11 protein-coding genes and 1 pseudogene are annotated in these 18,851 nt (G+C 48.7%); 10 read left to right on the top strand and 2 right to left on the bottom strand.

The annotated features are described in order from the left end of the window. Nucleotides 1-3 precede the first annotated feature (3 nt). From H6F72_RS27770 to rppB, 4 genes are read left to right on the top strand one after another with little or no spacing between them, the layout of a single operon-like run. On the top strand, nt 4-3,117 hold the full coding sequence (locus H6F72_RS27770; RefSeq protein WP_190442982.1) for an efflux RND transporter permease subunit: 3,114 nt from the start codon (nt 4-6) through the stop codon (nt 3,115-3,117). Continuing rightward, nucleotides 3,101-3,577 (top strand): hypothetical protein, encoded by a 477-nt coding sequence (locus H6F72_RS27765; RefSeq protein WP_190442980.1) that lies wholly within the window; start codon nt 3,101-3,103, stop codon nt 3,575-3,577. Before H6F72_RS27770 ends, H6F72_RS27765 begins: the two co-directional genes overlap by 17 nt. A 23-nt stretch (nt 3,578-3,600) precedes the next feature. Further along, nucleotides 3,601-4,302, top strand: coding sequence for a two-component system response regulator RppA (rppA, locus tag H6F72_RS27760; protein WP_190442978.1), 702 nt, complete (start codon nt 3,601-3,603; stop codon nt 4,300-4,302). Then, nucleotides 4,262-5,620, top strand: a complete 1,359-nt coding sequence (gene rppB / locus H6F72_RS30960; RefSeq protein ID WP_348252377.1) for a two-component system sensor histidine kinase RppB — start codon at nt 4,262-4,264, stop codon at nt 5,618-5,620. The genes rppA and rppB overlap by 41 nt, the downstream gene beginning before the upstream one ends. 176 nt (nt 5,621-5,796) lie before the next feature. Here rppB and H6F72_RS27750 read toward each other — a convergent pair whose 3' ends face one another. Next, nucleotides 5,797-6,675, bottom strand: coding sequence for a hypothetical protein (locus tag H6F72_RS27750; RefSeq protein WP_190442976.1), 879 nt, complete (start codon nt 6,673-6,675; stop codon nt 5,797-5,799). A gap of 17 nt (nt 6,676-6,692) precedes the next feature. Next, nucleotides 6,693-7,517, bottom strand: coding sequence for a P-loop NTPase fold protein (locus tag H6F72_RS27745; protein WP_190442974.1), 825 nt, complete (start codon nt 7,515-7,517; stop codon nt 6,693-6,695). Between the two features lie 564 nt (nt 7,518-8,081). Here H6F72_RS27745 and H6F72_RS27740 point away from each other — a divergent pair. From H6F72_RS27740 to H6F72_RS27715, 6 genes and pseudogenes are all read left to right on the top strand, one after another. Continuing rightward, entirely contained in the window at nt 8,082-8,627 is a 546-nt protein-coding gene (locus tag H6F72_RS27740) for a hypothetical protein (RefSeq protein ID WP_190442971.1), read from the top strand. Nucleotides 8,628-8,650: 23 nt separating this feature from the next. Continuing rightward, nucleotides 8,651-9,076: pseudogene (arfB, locus tag H6F72_RS31270) on the top strand (alternative ribosome rescue aminoacyl-tRNA hydrolase ArfB). 251 nt (nt 9,077-9,327) lie between these two features. Further along, nucleotides 9,328-14,910 (top strand): PAS domain S-box protein, encoded by a 5,583-nt coding sequence (locus H6F72_RS27730; RefSeq protein WP_190442970.1) that lies wholly within the window; start codon nt 9,328-9,330, stop codon nt 14,908-14,910. A gap of 103 nt (nt 14,911-15,013) precedes the next feature. Continuing rightward, nucleotides 15,014-16,210, top strand: coding sequence for a hybrid sensor histidine kinase/response regulator (locus H6F72_RS27725; RefSeq protein WP_348252374.1), 1,197 nt, complete (start codon nt 15,014-15,016; stop codon nt 16,208-16,210). A 168-nt stretch (nt 16,211-16,378) separates the two neighbouring features. Beyond that, nucleotides 16,379-16,576 carry a heavy-metal-associated domain-containing protein gene (locus tag H6F72_RS27720; RefSeq protein ID WP_190442966.1) on the top strand — a complete coding sequence of 66 codons (198 nt, stop codon included), beginning with the start codon at nt 16,379-16,381 and terminating at the stop codon, nt 16,574-16,576. A gap of 16 nt (nt 16,577-16,592) precedes the next feature. Then, nucleotides 16,593-18,851 carry a heavy metal translocating P-type ATPase gene (locus H6F72_RS27715; RefSeq protein ID WP_190442964.1) on the top strand — a complete coding sequence of 753 codons (2,259 nt, stop codon included), beginning with the start codon at nt 16,593-16,595 and terminating at the stop codon, nt 18,849-18,851.

Raw genomic sequence — 18,851 nt, 5'->3', positions numbered from 1 at the left:
TTTATGCTAAGCACCATTATTAAATGGGCGATCGCCCGTCGCTGGCTGGTGATTCTAGGCGCGATCGTCATCACAATTTGGATTTTTCGGACGATCATCCAAATGCCGCTGGATGTGTTTCCCCCCTTTGCTCCACCCCAAGTCGAAATTCAAACCGAAGCGCCTGGACTCGCGCCAGAAGAAGTCGAGTCACTGGTGACGCTGCCGATTGAAAGCGCCATCAATGGGACTCCCGGAGTGACAACGGTTCGTTCATCCAGTGCGGCCAGTATTTCGGTGGTGCGAGTGATTTTCAACTGGGGCACCGATATCTATCAGGCTAGACAGTTGGTCACAGAGCGCTTGCAATCGGCTCAAAGCAAGCTACCGGAAGGCGTGGAAACCCCGGAAGTTGCTCCGATTAGTTCTCCGATTGGCACGATCGTTACTTATGCCTTCACCTCCCAAACCACAGACTTAATGCAAGTGCGACGGCTGGTAGATTGGCAAGTCACCAATCGCCTCTTAGCCGTACCTGGAGTTGCTCAAGTTATCATCTTTGGCGGCGATGTGCGGCAGTACCAGGTCTTAGTGGCACCGGAAAAGCTGCAAGCTTTTAATGTGTCTTTGCAGGATGTCACGGAGGCCGTAGCAGCAGCCAATGTGAACGCACCAGGAGGGTATTTAATTACCCCGGATCGCGAGAAGCTGATTCGCGGTATTGGCCGCATTGAAGACATTGAAGCGCTGAAGCAATCGGTAATTACAGCCCGCAATGGCACCCCAGTCAGGATTACCGAAGTCGCTGAGGTCAAAATTGGCGCAGCCGTGAAGCGAGGGGATGCCAGCGTGAACGGGCAAAAAGCGGTGGTGGCGATTGTGAATAAACAGCCGCTTGCGGACACACCCACCGTGACTCGTGCCGTTGAAGCGGCAATGGCCGAGGTAAAAGCGGGTTTGCCATCTGATGTTCAAGTGGCTACCACGTTTCGGCAGGAAACCTACATTGATGCCTCGATCGAAAACGTGCGAGAAGCGCTGCTCGAAGGCAGCATTATTGTCGCCTTGATCTTGATTCCATTCTTGATGAATTGGCGCAATCTAGCCGTCTGTTTAGCGGCTCTGCCATTTTCCTTACTCATCGGGATCTTGGCGCTGAATTGGCTGGGCCAGGGTTTGAACACCATGACATTAGGGGGTTTAGCAGTTGCCATCGGTTCTGCGGTCGATGATGCGATCGTCGATGCAGAAAATGTCTACCGTTGTCTCCGCGAGAACAAATATTCTCCCAACCCCCGTCCCGTTCTAGAGGTCGTGTTTGAAGGTTGCCAAGAAGTGCGAGATTCTGTCTTTGGAGCCACAATTATCACCGTTGTGGTCTTCTCTCCTATCTTTGCCCTGACGGGAGTCGAAGGCAGCATCTTTATCCCGATGGGGTTGGGCTACTTAGTCGCAGTGCTGGCCTCTAGTGTGGTTGCCTTAACCGTCACCCCAGCTCTCTGTGCGATTTTGCTGCCCTACGGTCGCTTACCAGAACGGGAACCCTGGGTGGCCCGGTTCTTCAAAGGACTCTATTTGCCGCTACTCACATTCTCAATGCGGCGATCGCCCCTGATTCTAGGCTTGGCGATCGCCAGTTTGGTCGCGACCACGATTATCGTGCCGTCCTTTGGGCGCATCTTCTTACCGGAGTTTCAAGAGCAATCGCTAGTGAACACGCTGCTGCTCTATCCCGGTTCCTCTCTGGAAGCAACCAACAGTGCCACCTCAGTATTAGAGCATCAGCTAAAGGATGACCCCAGATTTGCCTCCATTCAGGTGCGGGCGGGACGGGCAGAGGGAGATGCCGATGCTGCAGGTGTGAATTTGGCGCATATCGATGTGGAGCTAAGTCCAGCAGGGATGCAAGACCGCCAAACCACAGTGGAAGCCTTGCGCCAGGAATTTAACCAGGTTCCGGGAGCGGCTCCTAATGTGGGTGGCTTTATCTCTCACCGGATGGATGAGGTGCTGTCAGGCGTGAGAAGTGCGATCGCCGTTAAAATCTTTGGTCCCGATTTGGAACAACTCCGCACCTTGGGTCAGCAGGTGAATGATGTGATGCAGTCGGTTGAGGGCATTGTGGATTTGCAATTAGAACCACAAATCCCGGTGGAGCAAATCCAAATCCAATTTGATCGGGAAGCAGCGGCAAGATACGGCTTGAGCATGGGGCAGCTCTCCGAAACAATTGAAACCGCGCTGAATGGACGAGTGGTGTCTCAAGTTTTAGAACAGCAACAAACCTTTGATTTGGTGGTTTGGCTCAACCCAGCCGCCCGCCAAAGCATAGATGCGATCGCCAACTTAATGGTCGATACACCCAATGGCAATAAAATTCCGTTGGCTCAAGTCGCAACGATCCAAGAAGGCACAGGCCCAAACACCATCAACCGGGAGAATGTCTCGCGCCTGATCGTGGTAGCGGCAAACGCTCAAGGGAGAGCCTTGCGATCGGTGGTGAACGACATTCAGGCTCAGGTGCAGCGACAAATTCAATTGCCACCCGGTTATTACATTCAGTACGCGGGACAGTTTGAAGCCGAAGAACGCGCCAGCCAAAACATTCTCATCTTCAGCGCGATCGCCTTTGTGGTGATTACGATCATCATGTATCTCTCGGTGAAGTCGATTCCTTCCACGGCTGCGATCATGATCAATTTGCCGTTGGCTTTGGTAGGAGGCGTAATTGCGGTGGCTTTAACCGGAGGAATTTTATCGATCGCATCGTTGGTGGGCTTCGTCACCTTATTTGGCGTCGCGACCCGGAATGGTCTGCTGCTGGTGGACAACTACAACACCAAGTTCACCGAAGGGATGCCACTCAAAGACATTTTGATCAAAGGTTCAATGGAGCGGCTAAACGCCATTCTGATGACCGCGTTTACTTCAGCCTTAGGGTTAGCTCCCTTAGTCGTGGCAGGCGGACCCGGAAAGGAAATTTTGCAACCCCTAGCGATCGTGGTTTTAGGTGGGTTATTCACCTCTACAGCGTTAACTCTGCTGGTCCTGCCTGCTCTCTATGCCAAGTTTGGCAAGCATCTGTTTCCTAACCTCTCTTCTACCAACCAGGAGAAAAATTATGCAATTAAAAGTTAGTGCGATCGCTGTTGCCGCCCTTGGACTCCTCTTCTTGGGCGCTTGCAGCAGTGGTAATCAGACCAATAATCAGGTGGTTAATTCAACCAGTAGCCCTGCTGCCTCTACAGCCACCAGTCCCAGCTCTGCCCCAGCAGGCGCTCACGGGGGGCAAGGAGGACAAGTGGTTGAGTCGGGTCCTTACCATTTGGAACTCGTGACTGCTAAAGAAGCGGCAGGGACTCATATCGACTTCTTCTTGCAGAAGGGAGACAATCATGAGCCTATTGCCAATGCTAAAGTCACCGCTCAAGTGCAGTTACCTGATGGCAGTCAGAAATCCTTAGACATGAAGTATGACGCGCAAGGTCAGCATTACGCCGCCATCTTGCCGGAGAGTAACGCTGGAGAATATAAAGTCGCCATTCTTTCAGATATCAGCGGCGAAAAGGTGAATGGTCGCTTCAGCTTCAAACAGTAGCACTGAGCGGGAACCACAAGCGAATGCGAGTTCTACTGGTAGAGGATGAAGTTGATCTCGGCAAAGCGATTCAGCGCGTCTTAAACCGAGAAAAATATGTAGTGGATTGGGTGCAAGATGGCACCGCCGCTTGGGAGTATCTAAACACTGAATGGATTGAGTATACGCTGGCGATCTTCGACTGGATGCTTCCCGGCTTATCTGGTGTGGAACTCTGCCAGCGACTCCGCACCCAGCAAAAATCTCTCCCTGTTTTGCTGCTGACAGCTAAAGACCGCATGGAAGATAAAGTCACAGGCTTAGATGCGGGGGCCGATGATTATCTCGTCAAACCGTTCGGGATGGCAGAACTTCTGGCCCGGATGCGAGCCTTACAGCGGCGATCGCCCCAACTGCAACCGTCGCAACTACAGGTGGGACATCTAGTGCTAGATTACGGCACCCACCAAGTTTTCCTCCAGGTTGCAAGTGGGGAGACAGCGGCGATCGCCCTGACAGCTAAGGAGTTTCAGACCCTGGAGTATTTCATGAAACATCCCAACCAAGTGGTCACCAGCCAACAGTTGATGGATCAGCTTTGGGAGGTGGGAGCGGAACCAACTAGCAATGTGGTAGCAGCGCAAATTCGTCTGCTCCGACGCAAACTGGCTGACGCAGGCTGTGATGGCTTGATTGAGACTGTGCATGGCCTCGGCTACCGACTCCACGCCCATGCAGCAAAATAAGCTATTTAATCGCACTCGCGCTCAACTGGCGGGCTGGTACGCTGGCGTCATGGGGCTGATTCTCAGCGTCAGTGGCTTGGTTGCTTACGAGATGTTGGCATACACCCACTGGCAAGCAGTAGAACAAGAACTTCAGTCGATTTCGGGCACCCTACACGACACCCTAGAACCGAAGCTGAAACAGCCTAATCGCCTTGAACCTGTGGTCAAACAAGTCCTGCCAGGGTTATGTGTGGTAGGCACGAGCTGCTCCCAAGGCGCGCAATCTCGACACGTTCTCGGCATTGTCCAAACAGGCCACTACTACGTGCGCTTCTTTGACCAATCGGGGCAAATGTTGGCTCAACTCAGCTCACCACCCCCAGGATTACCACCGCCAACGACTCAAGAAGGCTGGCAGACTGTTCGCGACGATAATGGCAGCCGCTACCGCCAAGTCACCTTGTTGTTAAAAACAGCTACAGGAGTTCCTTGGAGCTATATGCAGATTGGGCGATCGCTCCAGGAATTTGACGACCATCTTGCCACCCTGAGGTTATTGCTCGCAGTCGGATTGCCGCTTTCGATGCTGATGGTGGGAGGTGCCAGTTGGTGGCTCGCAGGACTAGCCATGCAACCTGTTTTCCGCTCCTACGCCCAAATGCAACAGTTCACCGCTGATGCAGCCCATGAATTACGCACCCCGATCGCGGCTATCCGAGCCACGGTAGAAGCGGTTGAAAATACTGCTTCTCTCTCGCCTGAGGATGTGCAGGACACTTTAGGCGCGATCGCTCGCCAAAACCACCGACTGGCTGCCCTAGTGCAAGATCTCTTGCTGCTCTCTCGCATGGATCAAAAGAAGTCGGTAGACAGGCATCAGTCTTGCTGTCTCAATGACTTAATCAGTGACTTGGTAGAGAGTTTATCGGTGCTTGAGATTGCTGCTCCGATTCAGTTAACGGCCCAGATCCGAGCTAACGAACCGTTATATGTCATAGGAGATGAAAATCAGCTCAGCCGATTGATCGCTAATTTGATTGTCAATGCTCTGCAATACACTCCTAACGGTGGGATCGTGACAGTGACTTTAGAGCAAGCGGATACCCACGCTCTGATTTATATTCAAGACACCGGAATTGGCATTGCCTCAGAACATCAATTACGCATTTTTGAGCGCTTCTATCGGGTCAGTGGCGATCGCTCTCGTCAAACGGGAGGCACTGGCTTAGGGTTAGCGATCGCTAAGGCCATTGTTGAGGCCCAGCAAGGTAGATTGAAGGTACAAAGCGAGCTAGGTAAAGGCAGTACATTCACAATTTGCCTGCCTTTAAAGTAATTTCACGCCCGATAGCAAACAACTCTGCCACGTAAAGCGCGATCGCTCATCCTGGCAAAGATAATGTGCTGAAAACAGGGTCTGCGATCGCCTGTAATGTTTTTGGGTCGTATTCCACATCATCCTACTAATGCATTTCTAAAGTAAGGAGGAGCGAGCGCACCCTTCGAGAAACCTTAAACTATATCTATGTTGTATAGATTCTTCGCTCTCATAGCATTTAACCTACTTTCTTGAGCTAACTCTATAATAGCTTGCCTTAAGCTCGAAACTCCCATACTCAGTCCTTGCTTGACCATATAGTATTGGTCAGAGTTTCTTTCTAAAAGCCATTGTTTATAATCTTCTACTGTATGTCCATCTAAATAATCAAACTCTTCTGGAGACCAAGATCTACTTCTAAGAGCATTAATTAGCACCTGACTAACATTCATCTTCTCTTTAAGGCTCTCAACTTTTTCTTCAAGTATAGGCATTAAATCAGGAAATTCTTGAAATAGAGGTTTTAAAGAATTTAATGCTTCAAAAGTATTTGAATTATCAACCTGATGTTTTAACCAGTTTCTCTTATAATTAGATAAATCCAAATGAATAGCTTTTGCAATCTCTTCAACTTCTCCAAGCTCCCGTAAGCCTATGGAAAGGCAATATTTATCGAGAAATTCTCTAAAGTTTTTACAAAGCTCTTCTTCTAAGGAACCAAAGGATTCAGAATAGGGAGCATATGCTTTACTTAGTCGCTCTCTAATTTTCTCATTCTCTTCCCTATCATTAAGCTGCTTGCCTGCCTTGGCAAAATTCATATAATCACATATAGATGTTTCAACCAAGTTAATTATTTCATCGCTTATTGAAGATCCCGAATAACCAAGGTTCACTGCTGCAAGATAGAGATTTTTATCTTCGTCTACTTTACCAGTCAATATTTTCGAATAATCACCTAAAGACAATAACTTATTTAAATTAACAGGAAATTTTTTGTCTAGTTTTGATAGTGAGATAAAGATGATCTCCTGAACTATTTGATACTTAATTATAGGTAAGAAATTTTCCATGTAAGGTCTAAGATTCTTTAAATTCCATAATTTTCCATGTAAGGTCTAAGATTCTTTAAATTCCATTGTAATTTTTTAAGGACGCGGATATTATTTGTCTGAATGCCCTCTCTCGTTAAATAATCTAAAATAAACTTTTCATCAGGATCATTTTCACCAAAAGCTATATAAAAATTTTCATCCACACTTGGTTGGAATTTTATTTCAATATCAATCACCTTTTCCCGATATTCTTCTAGAATCTTCTTAACTTTAGCATCCTCATAAATCCTATCTTCATAATAAATCAAAATAACTTTGCATTTCTGATCTTCAACTAGACTTTCGATAAAACCTAGTAACTCATCTAACTGAAGTTTTTCTGATTTCCTTTCAATATCATCTATACAAACCAATTGTCCTTTAAGTAGTTTGCTGATAATAATATTACTTATTAGCGATATTCCTGATGAGGTGACTGCACTTACAATTCCTCCTATCATAGGAGCTTTTTCTATTATTTTTCCTATAATTTCTGAGTTTTCTTTTGTATATTTTACACTTCTCCCAAGAGTGAGCTTGCCCAAAAAACCATTCTCTTCTTTTTTGAAGACTGGCTGAAAATTACTTAGCAATTTCATTTTCAATTCATCAACAGATGAGACTCCAAAAACAGAGTCATAGTAATATTCCTTTTCGTTTTTTCGTAAAAATTCTTTTACTAAATGAGTTTTCCCAACTCCCCAGTCTCCTTTTATAGCAAGTACTTTGTCTTCGCTTTTTAGATCTAAAAATGATTCAAGCACTTTCTCGATTTCTCGCCGTTCTAAACCAGGCTTGAGTTTATTCTTGGACTCAGTCATAACCTTCTAAGGGGTTTCAAGGTATAAATAATTACGAATTCCTTTTTTTCCAGAAATTCTTTTTTAGTAAAGTTGTTCTTTGCCTAGCTAGTACAGAGGTATTCAAAGCTCTTGTTGCCTATCTTAAACTATGGCCGTAAGACACGGTAGACTGACCCTCTCTACTTCACACACCAATCTTAGCTTCAGCAGAATTCAAGAGAGATGGCTAGATAGCCAAAATAGGCAAAAACTGTGCAGCATAAAGCGCGATCGCTCATCAACTGAGTAATCCGCTGACTGGAGAGCTCTCACCTGCCATTCCCGTCGCCAACAAATTTTGAGCTGCTTACAGCAGTTGCATCTGGGCTTACTCCGTGTCCGTCAAAAGCCAATTGCTACCGCGATCGTGGTGGAGCGACCTATTCAAGTTTTGGTTTGCGAGTCAGGGGAACCATAGCCAACCCCAAAGCTTGCCTATCCCTTGTACTACCAGTTTCAGAATTCGTAACCATCCCTAACCCATCGCTAAGTTTGCCTAGCTTAGAGAAACGTGATGCCTCTGGCTTGAGGAGAATACTCAAAATGGTGAAACTTCCTGCGATCGCGCTTTCACTTGGACTACTAATCGCTAGCTCTGTGGCGGTGGACACAGGCATCCCTCAGCCGAAGCAGTCACCCACACCGAAAACCGCTCAGTGCCAAACCCTCACAAGTTTCTCTGAAAGCCCGATCCAGACCTTACCCCCACCTTTCGAGAACGGCTGTGCCATTTCTACCCCATTGCGAGCTAATAACCCTGGAACCATCATCTATGTGTTGAAGACAGGGATGCGATCGCCCGTGGTTCAGCCGAGTCGGGATGATTTAACCGTGCAGCAAACCGAAACACTGGATCGTTTAGTTGATCGCGGAGAAGCTGTGCGGATTACCTGGTTTAGCCCTGCAACCCTGGGTTCTCAACAGTTCGTAGAAGCGCTTCCCCCAGAAACGGTCTTTCTAGCCTGGAACGATCTTTGCACTAAGTTTTCCGCCCAGAAAGTCGGTTGTGTGGAATCGGGTCTGTTTCGTCCTAGCGCGCTAGCGGAAATTTTGATCAAAAATAAAGAACGGGCTGCAATCCAGCCTTAAACGTTCTAGAGCAAAGCTGAGTCATGCTGCAAATCACTAATACCGTGAGTATCCCTGAGCAAGAGATCGAGATGAGTGCTGTTCGTTCTCAGGGGGCAGGTGGGCAAAACGTCAACAAAGTGGCGACTGCCATTCACTTGCGCTTTGATATCCTGGCTTCTTCATTACCCGATCGCTACAAAGAACGGCTATTGCAACTAAATGACCAGCGGCTCACCAAAGATGGGGTCATCGTGATCAAAGCTTAGGAGCATCGCAGTCAGGAACAAAATCGAGAGGAAGCCCTAGAACGGCTGCAAGCTCTGATTAAGAGTGCGATCGCCCTACCCAAACCCCGAAAACCCAGCAAACCTACCCGGAGTTCTCAACGCAAACGATTGGATAGTAAAACCAAGCGATCGCAGATTAAAACCGCGAGAGGGAAAATCATCAACGAGGATATGAGTTAAAGCTATCGTGACTACTCAGAATTAAGTTTTCGTGACGATTGATGGGGCGTGAGTAAGGATAAAATAGGGTCTAAAATATTCAAGCCTAATAGAGGCAAAATCTGGTGAGCCGATCTAAGCCTAACAAGACAGTCAGCCAAGCGGAGATTCGTGCAGTTACCGACAAGGGAAAGTGCGACCATTGCCTTGGTTGAAAGGTGGCTGGAGCGGATAGGACAATTGGAAGCACGGATTAAAGCCTGAGAGAATCTATGAACACCCCAGGAAACCCAGCCACATCAGCCCAACTCCACTCCGCGATCGCAGAACTGCAACAGGAAGTCCAACATCTTCAGCAGGATCAGCAAGCTAGAGAAGCAGCGTACTCCAAGCTAAAAAGTGAGTATAAGCAGCTTGAAGCTCAATTACATCTAGCGAACCAACAAGGGCATATTGTGGGTGAGATTGCTCTACGGATTCGGCAATCTCTCGATTTAGAGCAAATTCTCAATACGACGGTCGTAGAAGTACAGCAGTTTCTAGAAGCCGATCGCGTTTGTCTATGCTTTATTACAGACGATTGGCAAACGAAAATAGTGGCAGAATCGGTTCTCCCTGACTGGCACTCTCTTTTAGGCACAACGATTACTGATGTCACGTTTAGCCAAGAAATGCTGGCAAGGTTTGAAGCAGGAATTCTGGCGATCAGTGATATATCTGAACTGGGACTTTCTGATAGCGCCAGTCAGCTTTTGTTAGAACGATGCCAGATCAAAGCTTCTTTAGGCGTGCCGATCAAGGTAGATCAACCGTTTCAAGCTACCCCTCTACCCGCATATAGCACCCGCTCATCGAGTACTTATGATGGCGATCGCGGCTTCTGGATCCTCATGGCTGACCAGTGTTCGGAAACTCGTGAGTGGCAACCGTTTGAGATTGAGCTGCTAGAGCAACTGGGCAATCAGGTAGCGATCGCCATTCAGCAGGCGAAACTGTTTCAACAATTGGCAGCACTCAACGCGAATTTAGAGCAAGAAGTTGAGAGTCGGACCGCAGAGTTACGCTGCAGTAACGCTCTATTGAAAGCTCAACAAGAAGCTGCCCTCGATGGGATTTTGGTAGTTGATGAAAACCGCTCCATCGTTTCTTACAATCAGCGGTTTTGTCAGCTATGGCGAATTCCAGAGCTAGCGATGCAAAACCAGCATTCCGGTCAATTAATAGAACTCGTTATTGATAAAGTAGAACAGCCTGAGGTATTTCGAGCACAAATTGACTACCTCTACCAACATATAGAAGAAATCACTTACGATGAAATTTTACTGAAGGATGGACGCACTTTAGAGCGCTATTCTATTGCAGCGCGATCGCCCCAAGGCCATTACTACGGCAGAGTCTTTTATTTCCGAGACATTAGCGAAGCGAAGCGCGAAGAAGTTGTTCGCAAGCAAACTGAAGCAGCACTGCGAGAGAGTGAAGAACGGCTCCGAACTCTGATTAATGCCACACCCGACATTATCTGCTTTAAGGATGGGGAAGGACGCTGGCTAGAATCTAATCAAGCTAACCTAGACTTCTTTGAACTGAAAGAACTGGAGTATAAAGGTAAAACAGATGCTGAGTTGGCTCAATTCAGTCACTCTTATGGGGACATCCTCAGTACTTGCCACCTGACCGATCAAGAAGCTTGGCAACTCCAAGCAATTCAGCGCATCGAGGAGATCTGTCTTCGCGCTGATGGCACAGTGAAGATTCTTGACCTCATTAAGGTGCCTTTATTTGATCCAGATGGGGAGCGCAAAGGCTTGGTGGTTTTAGGGCGAGACATCAGCGAACTGAAGCGAGCCGAAGCCGCCCTCCGAGCCAGCGAACTTCAGTATCGAGATTTAGTGCAGACAGCCAACTGCATCATTCTACGCTGGGATACCAATGGTGATATCCTGTTCATGAATGATTACGGCCAGCGTTTGCTTGGCTTCGAGAGCCATGAGATCATCGGTCGTAATGTGGTTGGCACGATTGTTCCGGAGACCGAAACCTCTGGGCGCGACTTACAAGCGTTAATGGTAGATATTTGTCTGCACCCAGAAAACTATCTCCTGAATGAGAATGAAAATCTGTGCAAGAACGGCGATCGCGTCTGGATTGTTTGGGCCAATAAACCGATCTTGGATGACCAAGGAAATCTGGTAGAAATTCTTTCGGTCGGCACCAATGCCACCCAGCGCAAGCAGGTGGAAGCGGCTCTAGAGGAGAGTGAGTTAAAGTTTCGCACCATTGTCGAGAACGCTCATGACACCCTTTACGTGATTAATCCTGAAGGCATTTTTTCCTATCTGTCGCCCAACTTGCGTAACATCATGGGTTTTGAACCGAGTGAACTACTTGGGGACTCCTTTGCGCCTTTTATTCACCCTGAGGATTTATCCCGATGTGCCAGCGCGATCGCCCATGTTGTCGCCACAGGCGAGAAGAATTCCGAAATCGAGTATCGAGCTAGATGCAAAGATGGCAGCTATTCCTGGTTAGTTTCTAATCTAGCCGCTTCGCGAGATGCAAATGGCCAGTTAATTATTATTGGGGTCGCTCGCGACATCAATGAACGCAAGCGCGTAGAGGAAGCGCTTCAGCAAAGTGAACTGAAGTTTCGTACCATCGTAGAGAATGCCAATGATATTATCTTCCTCCACGACCTAGACGGAAGGCTCACTTATGTCTCTCCCAATATAAGTTCTATTCTGGGCCACAGTGTATCAGAAATGGAGGGTCGCTATACTGCTGAATTTATTCATCCTGACGACTTGTCTAAACCCATTGAATTGGTTCGTAGAGTGGTGGAACTTCGAGAAAAGCAGTCAGGAGATGAAGTTCGGTTCAGACATAAAGATGGCAGTTGGCATTGGTTTACCGCCAATATCTCACCTATTGAAGACTCCAACGGCCAGATTACTATTTTGGGAATTGCTCACGATGTTACTGAGCGCAAGCAAGCTGAGGAAGCACTGCGAGAAAGTGAGGTTAAATACCGCAATATTTTTGAGAACTCTCAGGTGGGGATTGGTCGCGCTCGTTTAGAAGTGGGAGGCATTTTAGAGGCCAATCAACGCTGTGCGGAAATGCTTGGATATGCTTCTGTCGCTGAGGTAATTGGTACGCCGCTCTCTCCAGAGTTTGTTTACGTTAATCCAGATGATAGCCAGCGTATTGCAGACATTGTTCAGCAATATGGAGAAGTAAAAAACTTTGAACTTGAATTGCGTCAACGTAGTGGAACCATAATCTGGGTTCTACTATCCTTCCGTCTGAACCCAGCAGAAAACTATCTCGATTTTGTCATGGAGGATATCACCGATCGCAAACAACGAGAAGAAGCGCTGCGCTTAATTGTGGAAGGAACGGCAGCCAAAACAGGAGATGAGTTCTTTCAGTCTTGTGTGCGCTACCTAGCGGAGGTGCTGCAAGTCCGTTACGCCTTTGTCAGCCGCTTCATCAACGCAACTAAAACCAAAGCTTGTACTTTGGCAGTGTGGGGAGATAGCAAAATTGACGAGAACTTCGAGTACAACACAGAGAATTTGCCCTGTGGCCAGGTGATTAAAGGCCAAGTTTGCTATTACTCGGAAGACTTGCCGACCCTTTTCCCCAGCATTTCCGACTTCACCGCGATCGCAGTTGAGAGCTACTTAGGGATTCCGTTAGTCGATGCAGCAGGAGATATCCTGGGCATTTTGGGGGTGATGGATGTGAAACCAATGTCACCCGATGCAGGACGAGAGCTGATCATGCGGATTTTTGCAGCTCGTGCAGGTGCAGAGCTAGAACGCAAGCAAGCCGATGAGGCCGTGCAGTATCGAGCCCAAGTAGAAAGCTTACTCAGCAGCATTTCTCGGCAGTTTATTGACCAAGACTTAGAGACAGCCGTTGACTTCAGCTTGCAGGCGATCGCGCAATTTTTTGGAGCGGAGCGGAGCTGCATTTTTGAGTACTCTCCAGATCAAGCGATCGCCCAGATTGTCCATGAGTGGTGCGCATCTGGAGTTCTACCCTTAACGCTTGAGGTCAGAGAAAATCCGGTAGAAATGTTTCTGCGTTTCCATCGTCTGATCTTGAGCGGCAATGTAGTTCACATTCCCAATCTGGCTCAGCTCTCACCAGAAATGCCAGAGAGGCGTTTGTTTGAGCATGAGTCTGTGCAGTCGCTGGTAGCAGTTCCTATGTCTCACGCCGATAAAGTCGTGGGTTTTCTAGGGATGGATGTGGTTCATAGCCCTAAAACTTGGAGCCAAGAGGAATTGAGCCTCCTGAAATTGGTAGGCGAGCTGATTGCCATTGGGCGGGCGCGACATCAAGCCGAGGAAGCGCTACGCATTGCCAAAGAAGCTGCGGAAGCTGCCAACCGCTCCAAGAGCATCTTTTTAGCTAATATGAGCCATGAGTTGCGAACGCCCCTGAACGCCATCCTCGGCTTTACTCAATTGATGGAGCGTGACCCTGCCCTAACAGATCAGCAAGAAGAATCCCTAGAAATCATTAATCGTAGTGGAGAACATTTGCTCAACCTGATTAATGATGTCCTAGAAATGTCCAAAATTGAAGCGGGACGGATGACTTTGCATCCTACAGCCTTCAACTTGCATCAGCTACTCTACACGCTTCAGGAGATGTTTCAAATCCGAGCCGAAGCGAAGCAACTGTCTCTGCAATTTGAACTTGCACCTGATTTGCCTCCCTACGTCTTGATAGATGAAGGCAAACTCCGCCAAGTTTTGATCAATCTTTTAAGTAATGCCGTGAAGTTCACAGACAGGGGTGAGGTACGGCTACGAGCCAGCATTCAAACCGAAAATCGAGCTGCGGGAGTTAGCTATCACCTCTGTGTAGCCGTTGAAGACACCGGAAGTGGCATCGCGCCGGAAGAGATAGACAGCCTGTTTCAACCCTTTGTCCAAACCACTAGTGGAACTCAAGCCAGGGAAGGCACTGGACTGGGGTTAACAATTAGCCGCCAATTTGTGCAGTTGATGGGGGGTGAACTGACGGTCAGCAGCACCATTGCGCAGGGGTCAAGCTTCCAGTTTTGGGTGCCGCTTACCCTGGCCGCTTTACCTGTAGAATCAGCTCAAGCGACTGCTAGAGGCCGAGTCCTCCGGTTAGCTCCCAACCAACCAACTTATCGAGTTCTAGTCGTAGACGATCGCCCAGAGAACTGCAAATTCATCGAGCAACTTCTACAAATGGTGGGTTTTGAGACGGCTCTAGCGACCAATGGACAAGAAGCGATCGCCCAATGGCAAAGCTGGCAACCCCACCTAATTTGGATGGATATGCGAATGCCTGTGATGGATGGCTATGAAGCCACTCGCCAAATTCGCCGCTTAGAAGCCACCGCCCCCGTTAGAGCGCATAGAACTGTGATCATCGCCTTAACTGCCAGCGCCTTTGAAGAACAACGAGCCACAATCTTGGCTTCCGGCTGTGATGACCTCGTCCGCAAGCCATTCCGAGAACAAGTAATTTTTGACAAAATTGCCGCTTATTTAGGAGCCGAGTATCTCTATGAACCCGCAAAAACCGATGCAGAGTTGGCAAAACGCTTTGCCGCGATCGGAGCTCGATCTACGAGCAACTCGCTACCTCGAATTCAAAATGTCAAATGTGAGGATTTGAGGATAATGCCGCTGGCCTGGATTGCCGAATTACACACAGCCGCAACTAGAGTCAATGCCAATTTAGTGCTACAACTGCTGGAACAGATTCCGCAAAACCATAGCCGATTAGCTAACAGCTTAAAAGATCTCGTCAAGCACTATCGCTTTGACCTTCTGGTGGAGTTAACTGAATCTTTGATTAGCTAGAGACTGGGTGCAATTCACTGTAAGATTTTCAGCATCTCTTACTTGATCAAGCTAAATCGCTGACTGCATGCAACCTGATGCTTCTCGAGGAAATATCCTCATCGTGGATGATACACCAGACAACCTGCGCCTTTTATCCACCATGCTAACGGGGCAGGGATATGAGGTCCGCAGTGTGATTAATGGGGCGATGGCGTTAATGGGAGTCGGCGCGGAACCACCCGACCTAATTTTGCTAGACATCAACATGCCCCAAATGAACGGCTATGAAGTCTGCCAACAACTCAAAGCGGACGACCAAAGCCGTGACATCCCAGTGATCTTTATTAGTGCCCTAGAAGACGTTTTAGATAAGGTAAAAGCCTTTGCTGTGGGTGGGGTGGACTATATTGTCAAACCGTTCCAAATTGAAGAAGTGCTAGCTCGGATTGAAACTCACCTCACCGTCCGTCGGTTACAACAGCAACTCCAAACTCAAAATCTGCAATTGCAGCAAAAAATGGTGGAATTGCAAGAACTGAATCAACTCAAAGAAGAGTTTTTGCACGCCATTTCTCATGACCTCCGTACACCCATCGTGGGCACCTTGTTAGTCCTAGAAAATTTGCAGCAAAGAGCTCAGAAGCAAGCTGAAGCAACGGTTTCTATTTCTCAGTCTGTTTTGCAGCGCATGATCCACAGTAGCGATCGCCAACTGAGCTTGCTCAACCTGCTTCTAGATGCTCATTTTAGTGCAGCGGGTAGTCTGGTGCTACAACCAGAGCCGATTAACTTGCATTCATTCGTGCAGGGGCTGACTGAAGACTTGGAGCCATTGCTAGCCAAGAATGGGGCCACCCTGACTAATCGGATTGCGCCAGAGCTACTTTCTGCCGCCGCTGATCCTTTGCAACTCAGACGGGTGTTTGAAAACCTCCTCACCAACGCCCTCAACCATAATCCAGCAGGGCTGAGTTTAACGGTTAATGCTACCCTCTCGGGTGCAACCCAGCCTGACGCCAGCAGGGACATGAGTGAGTCGAGTCTGACTTCCGACGCGGAGCCAGCAACTACTCCAGAAGCTAAGTTAGATATGATTTACTGCACCGTTCAGGATAACGGGATCGGAATCAACCAAGCCCAACGCGATCGCCTATTTGAGCGCTATGTCCGGGGCGATCGGACTCGTTCGATCGGGATTGGCTTAGGACTTTACTTATGCCGCCAAATTATCCAAGCGCATGGCGGAGAAATTGGGGTTACCAGCCTTCCTGGCGCAGGAACAACCTTCTGGTTTACATTACCGCTAGCTGCTCAATAGCAGTCCACCCATTAGTTCTGTAGAGTCTCAGCTTAGTCTTTGTGGCAAATTTTAGCTCGCTTCAAATCCGCCTCAAAGTCTCTATAAATTTTTTGCCAACGCCTCTTGACTCTCCAGTGGACTGGAGGATGCAGGATAGAGTCAAATCAACTAACGAGGATTTGACCCATGACACTGCAACTGAAAGTTCCCAATATGGCTTGCTCTGCTTGTAGCGAGGCGATCGCGAAGGCTGTGAAAGCCGTTGATTCAACCGCTACGGTACAGGCAGACCCCAAAACCAAATTTGTTGACATTGAGACTCAGGCGGCAGAAGCAGCGATCCGCACTGCCATCACGACAGCTGGCTACACTATCTCAGATTAGGGCAGGAGGAGCCGATATGGAGAACACCACCCTCAAATTGCGGGGCATGAGTTGTGCTGCCTGTGCTAACAACATTGAAGATGCCATTCGCTCTGTACCGGGAGTTGAGACTTGCAACGTCAACTTTGGGATCGAGCAAGCCAGCGTCACCTATGACCTCAAAAAAACTGATGTGGCAGCAATTCAGGAGGCAGTCGCTGCTGCGGGCTATGCGGCGCAACCTCTGTCCGAGGATGTCTTCGAGCCAGATGATGCCGAACGCCGAGAGCGTCAGGCAGAAAACCGCAAGCTAACTCGCAAAGTCACAGTCAGCGGCATCATTAGCGCCGTCTTAATCATCGGGTCCTTGCCTGCGATGACAGAGTTGCAGATTCCATTCATCCCCATGTGGCTGCACCATCCCTGGCTCCAGTTGGTGCTGACTGCTCCGGTAATGTTTTGGGCAGGCAATTCATTTTTCATCAATGCTTGGAAGGCGGTGAAGCGGCACACTGCCACAATGGATACATTAGTCGCTGTGGGAACGGGGACTGCTTACCTCTACTCTCTGTTGCCTACCTTGCTGCCGCAGTGGTTCATTGCTCAAGGGCTGAAGCCAGATGTGTACTTTGAAGCGGCGGCTGTGATCATCGCGTTGCTTCTGTTAGGGCGCTTACTAGAAAATCGCGCTAGGGGGCAAACCTCTGAGGCAATCCGGAAGCTGATGGGCTTGCAGGCAAAAACCGCCCGGGTGATCCGAGGCGATCGCGAAGTAGACATTCCCATTACTGAAGTCAGAGTAGACGACATCATTCTGGTACGTCCTGGTGAAAACATTCCGGTGGATGGAGAAATTGTGGAAGGTGCTTCCACCATCGATGAGGCAATGGTCACAGGCGAGAGCGTAGCGGTGAAGAAGCAAGCAGGAGATGAAGTCATTGGGGCGACAATCAACAAAACAGGTAGCTTTAAGTTTCGAGCCACCAGAGTCGGTAAGGACACTTTTTTAGCCCAAATCGTGAAGTTGGTGCAGCAAGCTCAGGGGTCGAAAGCCCCCATTCAGCGATTAGCCGACCAAGTGACCCGATGGTTTGTCCCAGCGGTCATTGCGATCGCCATCCTCACGTTCATTGTCTGGTTCAACATCATGGGCAACGTGACGATGGCGTTGATTACCACAGTGGGCGTGCTGATTATTGCCTGTCCTTGTGCGCTGGGTTTGGCAACTCCGACTTCAATCATGGTTGGCACAGGCAAAGGGGCGGAGAATGGCATCTTGATCAAAGGAGCAGAAAGTCTAGAACTGGCCCATAAACTGCAAACAATCGTTCTCGATAAAACGGGCACGATTACGCAAGGCAAGCCGACTGTCACCGACTATGTGACCACGAAGGGGACAGCCAACCACAACGAGCTAAACCTGTTGCGTCTAGCCGCATCCATTGAACGCAACTCCGAACATCCTTTGGCGGAAGCTGTGGTGCAATATGCCCAGTCTCAAGGAGTTGAGTTGACACATCCGCAGGAGTTTGAGGCGATCGCGGGGAGTGGGGTGCAAGGTTATGTATCCAACCAATGGGTGCAGATTGGCACACACCGTTGGATGCATGAGTTAGGTATTAATACCAGCGCTCTCCAACCACATTGGGACAGACTGGAATATCTTGGCAAAACTGTCATTTGGATAGCTGTGGACGGTAAAGCTGAGGGAATTATGGGGATCGCTGATGCTGTAAAACCATCTTCAATCAATGCCATTCGGGCTTTGCAGAAGATGGGGTTGGAAGTGGTGATGCTGACAGGTGACAACCAACGCACCGCTAATGTGATCGCTCGTGAAGTGGGAATTCAGCGGATTTTTGCCGAAGTTCGCCCTGACCAAAAAGCGGCAACCGTAGCCACAATTCAGGCAGAAGGTAAAGTGGTAGCGATGGTAGGTGATGGGATTAACGATGCGCCTGCCCTGGCTCAAGCCGATGTAGGGATTGCCATTGGCACAGGAACCGATGTGGCGATCGCGGCGAGTGATATCACGCTGATCTCTGGGGACTTACAAGGCATTGTCACTGCCATCCAACTCAGTCGAGCCACGATTCGCAACATCAAACAAAACCTGTTCTTTGCCTTCATCTACAACGTGGCGGGGATTCCGATCGCTGCTGGCATTCTCTACCCTGTCTTCGGCTGGCTCTTAAGCCCGATCATTGCGGGTGCGGCAATGGCATTTAGCTCGGTTTCAGTCGTAACCAATGCCCTGCGGTTGCGTCATTTCAGCCCTAAACACTTGGCAGGGTAG

This window comes from Trichocoleus sp. FACHB-46 (assembly GCF_014695385.1).
Taxonomy (GTDB): domain Bacteria; phylum Cyanobacteriota; class Cyanobacteriia; order FACHB-46; family FACHB-46; genus Trichocoleus.
This window is presented reverse-complemented; position numbering and strand designations above follow the sequence as displayed.

Coding starts and splice junctions, on each gene's coding strand:
- H6F72_RS27770 (WP_190442982.1), top strand. CDS start 4: ATGCTAAGCACCATTATTAAATGGGCGATCGCCCGTCGCTGGCTGGTG.
- H6F72_RS27765 (WP_190442980.1), top strand. CDS start 3,101: ATGCAATTAAAAGTTAGTGCGATCGCTGTTGCCGCCCTTGGACTCCTC.
- rppA (WP_190442978.1), top strand. CDS start 3,601: ATGCGAGTTCTACTGGTAGAGGATGAAGTTGATCTCGGCAAAGCGATT.
- rppB (WP_348252377.1), top strand. CDS start 4,262: ATGGCCTCGGCTACCGACTCCACGCCCATGCAGCAAAATAAGCTATTT.
- H6F72_RS27750 (WP_190442976.1), bottom strand. CDS start 6,675: ATGGAAAATTTCTTACCTATAATTAAGTATCAAATAGTTCAGGAGATC.
- H6F72_RS27745 (WP_190442974.1), bottom strand. CDS start 7,517: ATGACTGAGTCCAAGAATAAACTCAAGCCTGGTTTAGAACGGCGAGAA.
- H6F72_RS27740 (WP_190442971.1), top strand. CDS start 8,082: ATGGTGAAACTTCCTGCGATCGCGCTTTCACTTGGACTACTAATCGCT.
- H6F72_RS27730 (WP_190442970.1), top strand. CDS start 9,328: ATGAACACCCCAGGAAACCCAGCCACATCAGCCCAACTCCACTCCGCG.
- H6F72_RS27720 (WP_190442966.1), top strand. CDS start 16,379: ATGACACTGCAACTGAAAGTTCCCAATATGGCTTGCTCTGCTTGTAGC.
- H6F72_RS27715 (WP_190442964.1), top strand. CDS start 16,593: ATGGAGAACACCACCCTCAAATTGCGGGGCATGAGTTGTGCTGCCTGT.